Source organism: Leisingera sp. McT4-56, assembly GCF_020514995.1.
GTDB classification, from domain to species: domain Bacteria; phylum Pseudomonadota; class Alphaproteobacteria; order Rhodobacterales; family Rhodobacteraceae; genus Leisingera; species Leisingera aquaemixtae_A.
The window spans coordinates 139845-152728 of record NZ_JAJALF010000002.1 but is presented as its reverse complement, the minus strand read 5'-3'; the positions used below and the strand labels follow the sequence as shown (position 1 = coordinate 152728).

9 protein-coding genes are annotated in these 12884 nt (G+C 62.1%); 2 read left to right on the top strand and 7 right to left on the bottom strand.

The annotated features are described in order from the left end of the window. Positions 1-97 precede the first annotated feature (97 nt). The 5 genes from LHL23_RS04190 to LHL23_RS04170 are packed head-to-tail and all read right to left on the bottom strand — an operon-like array spanning position 98 to position 7307. On the bottom strand, positions 98-1444 hold the full coding sequence (locus tag LHL23_RS04190) for a CoA transferase (RefSeq protein WP_226428909.1): 1347 nt from the start codon (positions 1442-1444) through the stop codon (positions 98-100). Continuing rightward, positions 1441-2595 carry an ABC transporter permease gene (locus tag LHL23_RS04185; protein WP_226428908.1) on the bottom strand — a complete coding sequence of 385 codons (1155 nt, stop codon included), beginning with the start codon at positions 2593-2595 and terminating at the stop codon, positions 1441-1443. Before LHL23_RS04185 ends, LHL23_RS04190 begins: the two co-directional genes overlap by 4 nt. Further along, a complete protein-coding gene (locus tag LHL23_RS04180; protein ID WP_222479246.1) occupies positions 2592-3620 on the bottom strand; it encodes an ABC transporter permease in 1029 nt (342 codons plus the stop codon). The genes LHL23_RS04185 and LHL23_RS04180 overlap by 4 nt, the downstream gene beginning before the upstream one ends. After that, the gene (locus LHL23_RS04175; RefSeq protein ID WP_226428907.1) at positions 3620-5533 is read right to left on the bottom strand and encodes an ABC transporter substrate-binding protein; all 1914 of its coding nucleotides are present in this window, start codon (positions 5531-5533) and stop codon (positions 3620-3622) included. Before LHL23_RS04175 ends, LHL23_RS04180 begins: the two co-directional genes overlap by 1 nt. Next, entirely contained in the window at positions 5526-7307 is a 1782-nt protein-coding gene (locus tag LHL23_RS04170) for an ABC transporter ATP-binding protein (protein WP_226428906.1), read from the bottom strand. Before LHL23_RS04170 ends, LHL23_RS04175 begins: the two co-directional genes overlap by 8 nt. Positions 7308-7732: 425 nt before the next feature. Here LHL23_RS04170 and LHL23_RS04165 point away from each other — a divergent pair, with 425 nt between their 5' ends. Continuing rightward, entirely contained in the window at positions 7733-8398 is a 666-nt protein-coding gene (locus LHL23_RS04165) for a TetR/AcrR family transcriptional regulator (RefSeq protein ID WP_226428905.1), read from the top strand. Between the two features lie 30 nt (positions 8399-8428). On the opposite strand, the gene LHL23_RS04160 is transcribed toward LHL23_RS04165, so the two are convergent. Then, complete coding sequence (locus LHL23_RS04160) at positions 8429-11851, bottom strand: indolepyruvate ferredoxin oxidoreductase family protein (protein ID WP_226428904.1); 3423 nt, start codon at positions 11849-11851, stop codon at positions 8429-8431. A gap of 146 nt (positions 11852-11997) precedes the next feature. Between LHL23_RS04160 and LHL23_RS04155 the strand changes: the two genes are divergently transcribed. Further along, a complete protein-coding gene (locus LHL23_RS04155) occupies positions 11998-12456 on the top strand; it encodes an Lrp/AsnC family transcriptional regulator (RefSeq protein ID WP_226428903.1) in 459 nt (152 codons plus the stop codon). A gap of 19 nt (positions 12457-12475) precedes the next feature. On the opposite strand, the gene LHL23_RS04150 is transcribed toward LHL23_RS04155, so the two are convergent. Then, on the bottom strand, positions 12476-12868 hold the full coding sequence (locus LHL23_RS04150; RefSeq protein WP_222479747.1) for a DUF3307 domain-containing protein: 393 nt from the start codon (positions 12866-12868) through the stop codon (positions 12476-12478). Positions 12869-12884 lie beyond the last annotated feature (16 nt).

Here is a 12884-nt window from a genome sequence, read left to right as displayed (position 1 = left end):
AGCCGCGCAATACGCCGGGAAACTGGTGGGCGCAACTTTCCAGGTTTGTTTTTTGGGGCAGATTGCCTGGGGGCAGGGGCGGCTCGCGTGCCGCCGGTTAATCGGGCCAGGCGGCAGCGGCGCTGCCGCAGCGGGTGGCAGGCAATTCCCAGTGCATTGCCGTGCCGTTCATGGTGAGTGGCGCAGCAAGCCGACGGCCAGGCCCCCAGCCGCTCGTCTCAAGGCGCGGTGACCAGTCGCTGTCTTCCGGCCCGGTGATGTCCTGGCCTTCGGCAGACTTGCTCATCCCGGCCAGCAATTCCGCCGTGCGCGCCAGCGAGAGGCGGGCCGTCGAAACTGCCTCTCCATGCGCCGCAGCAGTGAGTGCCGACAGCACAGCGGCGGCCATCAGATATCCGGTTGCATGATCCAGCGCCTGTACCGGCAGGGGGTGCGGCCTGCCGGTACAGGCCCAGTCCCGGCCTGCATCTGCAATGCCAGCACTCATCTGCACCAGGCTGTCGAACCCGCGCCGTGTGGCCCAGGGGCCGGTCCAACCAAAGGCGTCCAGCGTCACCTCAATCGCGTTTGGCGCAAGCTGCCGCCGGGTGCCTGCGTCATACCCCAGCCCGTCCAGTGCGCCGGGCCTGTAGCCGTACACCAGCACATCGGCCTGAGTAAGCAAGGTTTCGAATACCAGCCGGTCTTCGCCTTTGGTCAGGTCGAGCGCTGCCATGCGCTTGCCCAGCGAGATGTCTGTGATCACCCCCGGCTCATCCCAGCCGGGCGGGTCGATGCGCAGCACGTCGGCGCCAAAACCGGCCAGTGTGCGGGTGGAGACAGGCCCAGCCAGGACGCGGGTCAGATCAAGCACCCGCAACCCAGCCAGCGGGCGCTCTGCCGTCGCTTCAGATCTCTCCCGCAGCCACAGAGGCGCAGGCGCAATCCAGTGGATCAGCGGTTCTGATGCCACTGCACGGCCTTGGGGGTGCGCCAGCCAGTCCGCACGGCTGCGCATGGCGGCCGCCACTCCGCCAGCGGCTACGGTTTCGCTTTCCAGGCGGTCGGCCTGCCAGTGCTTTACCTCGGCAGCCACGGCCTCCCGCGTGGCGGCGCAGCCGAGCACTTGCAGTGCGGCCCGGCGGTGATGCGGAAGATTGGTATGCAGGCGGATCCAGCCTTCCTGCGTTTCATAGACGCCAGCGATTTCATCCCACAGGCTGGGCAGCTCCCAGCCTTCCGGGCGGAAACTGTAGCCGAACCAGAGCGAGGCCAGCCGCTGATCCACGGCGACGTCAGGCGCGGCCGGCGAGAGGTTCAGCGCTTTGATCAGCCGTGCCAGCTCCAGACCAACTGCTCCTATGGAAGCATTGGCAAGTTCGGTGACAGCAAAGGCGCTGCGCCATTGTCCGCTGCCGGTCAGGTGGAATTGACCCGCGGCGGGCAGGGATGTGAGCAGGGTCATTGCTGATAGGGATCCAGACTGTCGCGCAGCCCGTCGCCAAGGAAGTTGAAGGCGAGCACGACAATGACAATCGGCAGCATCGGAATGGCCAGCCAGGGATAGATTTCCACCGAAGTCAGGTTCTGCGCGTCATTCAGCATCACCCCCCAGCTGACCGCAGGTGCGCGCAGGCCGAGGCCGAGGAAGGACAGCGCGGTTTCCCCGAGGATCATTGCCGGGATTGACAGCGTGGCTGAGGCAATCAAGTGCGACATGAAGTTGGGCAAAAGATGTTTGCGGATCACCCGTCCGGACGTCGCGCCCATCATTTCTGCGGCCCGGACGTATTCTTCCTCCCGCAAGGACAGGAACTTGGCGCGGACCGAGCGGGCAAGGCCGGGCCAGTCGAGAATGCCGAGAATGATCGAGATGATGAAGAACACCGCAACCGGAGACCAGTTCGAGGGCACGGCAGCGGACAGGGCGAGCCACAGGGGCAGCTCTGGCAATGATCGCAGGATCTCGATCACGCGGTTCACCATCCAGTCGACCCGGCCGCCGAAATAGCCGGCGACACTGCCGAAGAAAATGCCAAGCACAAAGGAGACCGTGATGCCGATCAGGCCAACAGTCAGAGACAGCTGTGCACCGTAGGAAACGCGGCTGAAGATGTCGCGGCCCAGACGGTCGGAGCCCAAGATGAAGATCGTGGCTTCCTCGCTGGCGCAGAACAGGTGCCGGTTGCTTTCGATGAAACCCGCGAGGTTGTAGGTGCTGCCTTCACAGAAAAACTTGAGCTTGAGCGGGCGCGAGGTGTCCGGTTTGAACTCCCACTGGAAGGTCTCCAGGTTGGCTTCGGAGGTCATCGGGTAGACGAAGGGGCCGACAAACTCGCCTTCATGAAACAGCTTGACCGACTGGGGCGGCGAGTAGAGATGCTCGGAAAACCGCTGGTTGGGCCCGTAGGGGGCAATGAAACCGGCAAACGGGATCAGGCCGTAGGCAATCAGCAGGAAGATACCTGAGACAAGGCCCAGTCTGTGGGTCTTGAACTTGCGCCAGACCAGCAGCCAATTCGGGGCGTCGAGGTCCTTGCGCTCCAGTTCCAGCAGCGAGGCCTGCGGATCAAATGGTTCATCGTCGACATAGCGTCCGTCGGGCAGATGGGTCATGCGTCACGCCCCTCGTAGCGGATTCTGGGGTCAAGCAGCACCAGCAGCACATCCGAAATCATGGTGCCGATCAGGGTAAGAAGGGCAACGAACATCAATACAAAACCTGACAGGAACATGTCCTGTGTCTTGAGCGCTGTCAGCAGGGTCGGGCCGATGGTTTGCAGGCCCAGCACCACCGACACAAGGACAGAGCCGGAAATCATCGAGGGCAGCAGGTTGCCAATATCTGCAACAAAGGGGTTGAAGGCCACCCGCAGCGGGTACTTTGCCAGCATGCGGGACGGCGCCATGCCCTTGGCGATGGCGGTCTCCACATAGGGTTTGCCCAGTTCATCCAGCATGTTGGCCCGCAGCCGCTGCATCATCGCCGAGGCGCCGGCAGTACCGATCACGAAGGTTGGAACAATGAGGTGCACCAGGATGGATTTCACCTTGTCCCAATTCATCGGCACACCTTCGAATTCAGGTGCCATCAGCCCTCCGATCGGCAGGTCAAACCACCGGTGGCCGTAGTAGAACAGGATCAGCGCCAGCAGGAAGTTCGGCGTGGCAAGCCCCAGGTAGCCGACAAAAGCGGTGGTGTAGTCGACCCAGGTGCGCGCGCGGGCTGCCGCCAGAACGCCCAAAGGCAGGGCGACGGCATAGACAAAGATCACGGCGGCCAGGTTCACGAGCACCGTCAGCCACAGGCTGTCGCCGACAATATCGGCCACCGGGCTGTCAAACTCGAATGACCAGCCGAAATTACCCTGGATCATGCCGGAAAACCCGTGCGGCCCCGGCATGAAACCCATCCAGATCATGTATTGCTGCCAAAGCGGCTTATCGAGCGCGTATTCCTTGCGCAGAAATTCCGCCTTGGCCACGCCTGCGGACTGTCCGGTTGCCTGCAGTTCGGCAATCTGGTTCGACAGGTAGTCGCCGGGCGGCAGGTTGATGATGACGAAAATCAGCACCGACACCACCAGCAGTGTCATCAGCATGGTGCCAAAGCGGTAGATGGCGTATCGCAGAATCTCCATCAGTCCAGGCCGTCCTCAAAGAAGAATTCATCCGGCCGGTAAACGCCGAAATGCGCACCGGGGTCCCAGGCCCAGATCGCCTGTTCCGGCACGTTGCGCAGCCGGGTGCTGACGACAACAGGCTGCGGCGCGGCGGCCACAACGCCAATCGCATAGACCTGCTCGGCATGGATCTGCAGCATGGCGCGCCAGGCTGCGATGCGCTCGGCCTTTGTCGTGGCCATGTCCCAGTCCTGCAGAAGCGTAAGCAGCTGCTGAGCGGGTGCCATATCCGGCGGTTCGCCTGCATTGCCGCCGGTCTGATAGAACTGGCCCCATTTCGGCCAGGACAGAAAGACTTGGTCGGTGGGGGCCAGGTAAACCGGGGATGTATAAGACTGAGGCAAGCCATTGTCCCAGCCAAACCAGGCCGATGCCATGGTGCTGCCGGAAAAGACCCGGTTTCTCAGGATGTCGCGGTCCAGCGGGCGCATGATCAGCTTGACGCCGACATCGCGCCAGTCATCGGAGATGATCTGCAGGGCGTTTTCCACTTCCTGCCGTTCGCCTGCGGTTTCCACAATCAGTTCCATCAGACGTCCGTCTGGCAGGTAGCGGATGCCGTAGCCGTCCTTTTCCGTCAGCCCGGCTTCGTCCAGCAGGCGGTTTGCCTGTTCGGGGTCAAACTGCGCCCAGGCGTCGCGCAGGGCTGGATCAAACAGCTCGCTTTGTTCCAGCACCGTCATGGCGCCGGGTTTTGCAAGGTTGAAATAGAGCGCCCGGTTGATGGCGCGGCGGTTGATAGCCAGCGACAAGGCGCGCCGCACCCGCACATCGCGCAGGATCTCCCGCCACACCGGATCCTGGGTATTCAGGTTCGGGTAAATGGCAATTTGCGATGCAGCGCCATTGCCCCAAAGGTAGGTCTTGTAGCCGGAGTTATCCTTTTCGCCCTTGCGCAGGATCGGAATGTCGCGGAAATCCAGCCCGCGGGCCTGCAGATCCGCTTCCCCTGCATTCGACTTTGCGGCGACCAGCCCGGCGGTCACGATTTCCATCTCAACTGTGTCAATATAAGGCAGCTGAACGCCGCGGCTGTCGATCCGGTGGTAATAGGGGTTGCGCACGAACTGATGGCGGATCTTCTTGCCAGGCGAGGCATTGATCCAGGGCTGCAGCGTCGGAAGCTCGTGGTTATCGAACTTGTACATGTTGTCATATTTGTTGTGCAGCGCGGCCCAGCTTTTGACGCGGGCGTAATCGACCTCTTCTTCCAAAACCTCGGGGTCGGCGTAATCAGCGTGAAACTGCTTCAGGTATTTGGCGGGCCGGTAGATGAAGGGCGGGCGGGCTTGGGCCAGCATGTGAAGGAAACTGGGGTTCGGGTCGTCCCATTCATAAACCACCGTGGTTTCGTCCGGGAAGCTGACCCGCGGCAGCTTTCCCATCACTCGCAGAAAATCCGGCGGGCCGGCCGGGCTCAGCAGTTCGTTGTTGGCAACATCGTTCCACCAGTACCGGAAGTCGTCAGAGGTGAACGGATCGCCGTTGGACCATTTGTGCCCGGGACGCAGCTTCAGCGTGTAGCGGCGGTTCGCCTCGTTTTCGTACCCTAGAAGAATGTCAGGCCTTAGCTGATACTTCTCATCGTAGCCGGCCAGACGCGCGTATCCATAGACCACCATCTGCCGGATGTCCTTGGAGCGCGTGACCATGGTATTGAGTGTTCCGCCCTGAAGGCCGAACTCCCGGCCCTTGGCGGCCAGATCAACCACCAGCGGCACTTCAGGAAGGCGTTTGGCGGCAGGCGGCAAGTAGCCCGCCTTGACCTCGGACTTCCAGAAACTGCTTTCCTGCACCGTTATTTCTGCAATGGCAGGCAAAGCGGCAAGACAGAGGGCGGCTGCGAGTATGGATTTCAGGGCATCAAGCATGGCAGCGCACCTTGTGGCCGGGTTCCAGGTGTTTCAAATTCACCAGGGGCGGGGCATCGACGCCATTGAACCGGAACGCCTCGGGCCAGCGCTCGGGCGCGCCTGCGCCCTGGGCCACCAGTTTCAGGTCGATGGGGCGGTCTATGTCAGGTTCCGGCTGGGCGGCAATCAGCGCCTTGGTGTAAGGATGCTGGGGATTATAGAATAATGTTTCCGGCGGCGCCTGCTCGACGATCAGGCCGCGCCGCATCACCGCAACCTCATCGGCGATCCGGGCCACCACGGCAAGGTCGTGGCTGATGAACAGGTAGGACAGGTTGTGCTGGTCGCGGATGTCCTCCAGCAGCCGCAGGATCTGTTCCTGCACCGAGACATCCAGCGCAGAGGTCGGTTCGTCGCAGACAATCAGCGCCGGGTCCAGCATCAGGGCGCGCGCAATTGACAGGCGCTGCCGCTGGCCGCCGGAAAAAGCGTGCGGGTAACGCTTCAGCATATCAGGCGACAAGCCCACCAGACGCAACATTTCCGCGGCCTTGTCGCGGCGCTCCGCGCGGGTGCCGATGCGATGGATATCCAGCGGCTCCATCAGCGTGTCCTGAATGCGCATTCGCGGCGACAGTGAAGAGTAAGGGTCCTGAAACACCATCTGGGCCTGCCGCTGAAAGGCTGTACGCGTTTCCCTATCCATATCGTGGACTGTAACCGGGGGCTGGCTGGCTTCGGACCGGAACAGCACCTCGCCGCCGGGATCGGGCGGCTCTGCTCCCAGCGCGATGCGGGCCGCGGTGGTCTTGCCCGATCCGCTTTCGCCGACAATTGCCAATGTCTCCCCGCGGGTCACCCGCAGGTCGATCTCGCGGCAGGCGTGGATCAGCGTGGGGGCTTGCCAGCCCTTGCCGGCCCGCAGCGTGTAAGTCTTGGAGACAGATTTCATCTCCATGATCAGGTCTTCGCGCGAAGGCGGAATCGCAACCACTGCCTCATCCGGGATTTCCGGTGCGGCGTCGAACAGCGCCTTGGTATAAGGATGTGCAGGCGCGCGCAGCATCGGTTCGGCGCGCCCCGACTCCATAACCCGGCCCTTGTGCATCACCACCACCTGCTCGGCCATGTTGGCAACCACGCCCAGATCATGGGTCACCAGGATCATTGCCATCCCGGTTTCCCGCTGCAGGTCTTTCATTAGCCCCAGCACCTGCGCCTGGGTGGTCACGTCAAGCGCCGTGGTCGGCTCGTCGGCAATCAGCAGGTCCGGCTTGGCCACCATCGCCATCGCGATCATCGCCCGCTGGCGCATTCCGCCGGACAATTCAAACGGGTAGGAGCGGTAGGTGCGCTCCGGTTCTGGAAATCCAACCCGCTCAAAACACTCCAGAACCACATCGCGCGCCTCGCGTTCGGATTTGCGTCCATGCAGCCACAGAACCTCGGACACCTGGTTGCCGATCCGGTGCAGCGGCGAAAGCGAGCGCATCGGCTCCTGGAAAATCATCGAGATGGTGTTGCCGCGCACATCCCGCATCAAGCGTTCGTCCAGCGAGGCCAAGTCCAGCTTCTTGCCGCGGGTCTCCAGCAGGATGCGACCGGACCGCAACTGAGCCACTTTTGGCAGAATGCGCAGAACTGCCCGGCAGGAAACCGTCTTGCCCGAGCCGCTTTCCCCGACCAGGGCAAGCGTTTCCCCCGGTTGGACGGCAAAGCTCACGTCCTTGACGACAGAGTCTCCTTTGCCAAAACCGATGCTGAGGTTTTCGACGGACAGCAGCGGACGCATTCAGCTTTTCCCGCCCAGCTGGTTCAAGGCGCTCATGAGATCGTGTTTTCCCCTGTTTTTTTCATCACCTTCGCGCGCCGGAGGCCGTTTAGTCAAACCCCATTTGGCCAGATGCCGGCTTTGCAAGGGAAAATTGGCCAGGCGGCCGAAGGCGGCCTTGGGCGGGGAATGCCATGCAGCCAGCCTTTAAAGTATTTGCGAGGACGTCCAGCCGGGTGCGCCAGCACACGGAAGCAAGAGGTCACAATGACGTCAGGGTAGGCTTTTGCTGCCTGAACAGACGGATCGCCGGGCCGCATTTGCGGTGTGTCGCTGTAGCCACTCAGTTCCAACCGCAAATCATGGCGGACAGGAATGACAGGTTGGCGCGCGCGGCAGCCGCGGCATAGGATGGCCCGGAACGAGATCGCTCAGAAAGGCCGCAAATGGCGCAAAAACCTGTTCTGCACCGGGATGATCCAGAGGCCGAGCCGCTGGTCGGCAATATCAAAGTCACCCGCAACGACTGGCTGAACGTGGCGATGGACGTGCTGATCTCTGACGGGGTGGAACAGGTTAAGGTGCTGGCGCTGGCAGAGCGGATGCAGGTTTCGAGATCCTCGTTCTACTGGTACTTCAAGTCGCGCCAGGACCTGTTGGACGCGCTTCTGAAAACCTGGGAGCAGACCAACACCGCGGGCATGGTGCGTCAGGCCGAGGCGCCGGCCGAAACCATTACCGGGGCGGTTCTGAACGTCTTTCACTGCATCACCAATCCCAACCTGTTCAACACCGCCCTGGATTTTGCGGTGCGGGACTGGTCGCGCCGCTCTGGCAAGGTGCGCAGCCTGCTGGACCGCTCCGACCGGCGCCGGGTTGAGGCGCTGACAGCGATGTTTGCCCGCTATGGCTACCCTGAGCGAGAGGCCATGACGCGCGCCAAGGTGCTGTATTACATGCAGCTGGGCTATGACATGGCGGACCCGAACGAAAGCCACGCCCACCGCCTGGAAGTGACGCCCGAATACCTCAAGGTGTTCACCGGGCGCGAGCCGCTGGCTGAGGAGATCGAGGCCTTCACCGAATTCACGCGCCAGCACTGGGACATCTGATACCCCAGTGCCGGCTTGTGATGGCTGGTTTTACAGGCTGAGCAGCGCCTCATCCGCTGCATTTCGGACTTTCCTGGCGGCTTCCAGGCGCACCGGGCCGTAACCGCGGATTTCCATCGGCGCTTGCAGGATTTCCATGCAGGCGTCATGGGTGCCAGGCGTGTAGCGCTGGGCAACCTTGCTGAGCGCGGCCCCGTACCACGTCAGCAGATCGCGGTGCAGGCGGGCTTCCTCGTGGTAGCCAAAGACGTTGAAGGCGGTGCCGCGCAGGCGGCGTGCCTTGACCAGCAGGTTCAGAGCCGGGCGCAGCCAAGGGCCAAATGAGCGTTTCAGCGGCCGGCCGCGGCTATCCTTTTTGCGGCTCAGCAGCGGCGGAGCGAGGTGGTATTTGACCGTGTAATCACCCTCGAATTCGTCCTCGATCTGGTGGCGGAATTTTTCACTGGTCAGCAGCCGGGCAACCTCGAATTCGTCCTTGTAGGCCATCAGCTTGAACAGCGACCGGGCCGCCGCAGCGGTCAGCTGCTCCTGTGCCTCAGCAGGCAGGGCGTCGCGGAACCGTGCCAGCGTTTCCTGATACCGCGATGCATATTCGGTATCCTGGTATCCGGTCAGGAAGGTTGCTCGCCGCTGAACCAGCTCTTGCAGCGTTTCGCCCTCGTCGGGAGTTTCCTTGTAGATGTCCTCGACCAGCCTCGGGTCTGCTGCCATGGCGCGGCCGACGGCAAAGGCGAGCCGGTTTTTTTCGATCGCAACACCGTTCAGTTCGATCGCTTGGTCCAATGCGCCGGCGCTGACCGGCACCAGCCCTTTTTGCCAGGCAAAACCCAGCATCATGACATTGGCGAGGACTGCGTCACCCAGCATTGTTTCGGCAGCCTCGTTGGCGTTGAAGCCGGACAGGTTGGCCGGACCAACAGCGTCGGCGATGGTCCGTTCTCGCACCCCTGCCATCAGGTCGGCATCGCGGCGCAGAACCAGATCGCCGGTGGGCATTTCCGCCCGGTTCAGCACCACCTTGGTGCCGGGGCGGTAGTGAACCGATGCCTTGGGCGCCGAGCTCACGACAACATCGCAGCCGATGACAGCATCTGCGCCGCCCTGGTCGATCCGCACCTGGTTCAGCGTCTCCGGGGACTTAGACAGCCTGATGTAGCTCAGCACTGTGCCGAACTTTTGGGCAAAACCGGTGAAGTCCAGAACGCTCGATCCCTTGCCCTCCAGATGCGCGGCCATGGTGATCAGCGCCCCGACGGTGACAACGCCGGTGCCGCCCACCCCGGTGACGAGCAGGTCAAACGGCTCTGCCAGGGAGGGAAGGACCGGGGCGGGCAGCTGGGCTGCCAGTTTGGCGGCGTCCAGCCCGGCTGGCTTCTTCTTGCGCCGGGTTGCGCCCTCGACGGTGACGAAGCTGGGGCAGAAGCCGTTGAGGCAGGAGAAGTCCTTGTTGCAGGTGGAGAGGTTGATCTTGCGTTTGCGACCGAACGGCGTTTCCTTCGGCTCCACGCTCAGGCAGTTGGATTCAACCGAGCAATCGCCGCAGCCCTCGCAGACCAGATCGTTGATGAAGGCAAACCGCTTGGGGTCCTCCATCTTGCCGCGCTTGCGGCGGCGGCGTTTTTCGGTGGCGCAGGTCTGCTCGTAGATCAGCACGGTGACGCCGGGGATCTCGCGCAGTTCACGCTGGACCGTGTCCAGTTCCGCGCGGTCATGGAAGGTGGTGCCGCTCGGGAAATCCCCATGGCTGAACTTGCCGATGTTGTCTGAGATCAGGGCAATACGCTGCACGCCTTCGGCGCGGCACGTCTGGGCGATGCCATGGACTGAGACCGGCCCGTCCACCGGCTGGCCGCCGGTCATCGCCACCGCGTCGTTATACAGGATCTTGTAGGTGATGTTGGTGCCGGCCGCGACCGCCTGGCGGATCGCCAGCGAACCGGAGTGATACCAGGTGCCTTCGCCGAGGTTCTGAAACACATGCTTGTTTCCATTGAACTGCGAGGCAACGGTCCACGGCACGCCTTCACCGCCCATCTGGGCATAGCCGGCGGTTTCACGGTCCATCCAGCTGGCCATCACATGGCAGCCGATGCCGGAAAACGCCTTGGAGCCTTCCGGCAGCTTGGTAGACGTGTTGTGCGGGCAGCCGGAGCAGAAGTAAGGCGTGCGGGTGGCGCCGGGCACGTTCAGCACTTTCGGCGGTTCAGCCGTCAGCGCAGCGGCCTTGGCCGGCAAGTTTTCTTCCGGGAAAAACTTGTCCAGCCGCGCCGCCACGATGGGCGCCAGCAGCAGCGGGCTCAGCTCACCGGTCCACGGGATCAGCGGCTCGCCCTGGCTGTCGTATTTGCCGACCATTTTCTCCGGCTTGCTGCCGGGCCAGTCATAGAAGTTCTCTTTGAACTGGCTTTCGATGATGCCCCGCTTTTCTTCGACAACCAGCACTTCCTGCTTGCCCTTCACGAACTTCAGCGCATCGGTGCGGTCCAGCGGCCAGACCATCCCAACCTTGTAGATGTCGATGCCCAGACGGCGGCAGGCGGCCTCGTCGAGTCCTAGCAGCCGCAGAGCCTCCATCAGGTCCAGATGCCCCTTGCCGGTGGAGACAAAGCCGAAGCGGGCGTCCTTGATGTCATAGATCCGCTTGTCGATCGGGTTTGCCTCGGCAAAGGCGCGCACCGCGTCCAGCTTGGCGTGGATGCGGGTTTCGATCTCGGGCGAGGGCAGGTCGGCGCGGCGGATATGCAGCCCGCCGGGGTAATCCGGCAGCTCCGGGTAAATGAACTGACGGTCCGGCTGCAGCTCCACCGAGCGCGCGCTTTCCACGGTTTCCGACACTGCTTTGAAGCCGACCCAAGTGCCTGAGTAGCGGGACAGGGCAAAGCCGTATTCGCCGAAGGTCAGGTATTCGGACACATCCGCCGGGTTCAGAACCGGCATGAACCAGGACATGAAGGCCACATCCGACTGGTGCGGCATCGACGAGCTGACACAGCCGTGGTCGTCGCCGGCAACAACAAGGACACCGCCCTTGGCTGACGATCCGTAGGCGTTGCCATGCTTCAAGGCATCGCCGGAGCGGTCAACCCCGGGCCCCTTGCCGTACCACATGGAGAACACGCCCTCGACCTCGCAGTGCGGGTCCAGGATGGCCTGTTGGGCACCCAAAACCGCGGTGGCGCCCAGGTCTTCGTTCACGGCGGGCATGAACTTGATGCGGTTTGCCTGCATCCGTTCCTTTGCGCGCCAGAACTCCAGGTCGACCCCGCCCAGCGGCGAGCCGCGGTAGCCGGAGACAAAACCCGCGGTGTTCAGGCCTGCTTCCTTGTCGCGGCGGGCCTGGTCCAGCATCACGCGGGCCAGCGCCTGCGTGCCAGTCAGGAACACCCGGCCCTTGGTCATGTCATAACGGTCGTCCAGCTTGTAGCTGCGGAAATCGTGGCTCAGCTTGGTCATCGCGGCGGAATCCTTGCGCGGAATATGTGTTTTCCGGAAAAGTAATCCAGGAAGGCTGAAAAGATTTGCCTGATTTACTTCTTTTGCAGCGAGTTGTGGCTGTGTTATCCAGAAGTGCCTGACTTTTCGGAAAAAATGACCGGGAAATGAAAATAGACGACCGCGACCGCCGGATTTTGACGCTGCTGCAGGAGGATTCCCGCATTTCCAACGCCGATTTGGCTGAAGCTGTGGGCATGTCTCCGTCTGCTCTTTGGCGCAGGGTGCGGGCGCTGGAGGATGCGGGCATCATTGAACGCTACGGCGCCGTGGTGAACGCACCGGCAATGGGGCTGGGGTTTCAAGCCATCGTGCATGTGCATCTGACACGCCATGATCCGGACAAGCTGGTGGAGTTCATCCGCGCCGTTGAAACCAGCCCGCTGGTGCAGGAGTGCTATGCCACCACCGGGCAGGCCGATTACCACCTGCGGGTTCTGGCGCCGGACCTGGAGGCCTACAACAGGTTCCTGGAAAATTTCCTGTTCCGGCTTCCTGCTGTTGCGAGTGCCCAAACCAATGTGGTGCTGCGCACGATCAAGCGGGACAAACCTGTAGTTCCATGAAAACTCGCATGCAGGGGGCTTAGGCAGCTGCGTATTTTACCCAGGCCCAGGCCATGGCTATGTAGGTAAGCTGGTGCAGCGCCTGGTCCGAGCCCATCGCCTGCCAGAACATTGCCTGCTGCGGATTCAGTTTTTTGCGTTCTGAAAACCGGGCTTTACCGAAATCAATGTGGAAATGCACAATCCATTCCAGCACGGCCAGCACCAGGATGAATGTCAACGATGCCCCGAACAGAAGGAAAATAAGAGCGGAACCGGCAATATGCACGCCGGCGTGCTGCGCCCGGCCCATATGCGCATAGGCGCAGCGGCCCGACAGCATCTTCGGGGTTTGAAGGAAGAAGTCGGCAAACAAGTGCTTGACCTGCAAAGCGCAGAGCAGCAGCAGAACGGATCCGACGTATTCCGGCAAACCAATAAGTCTCCTG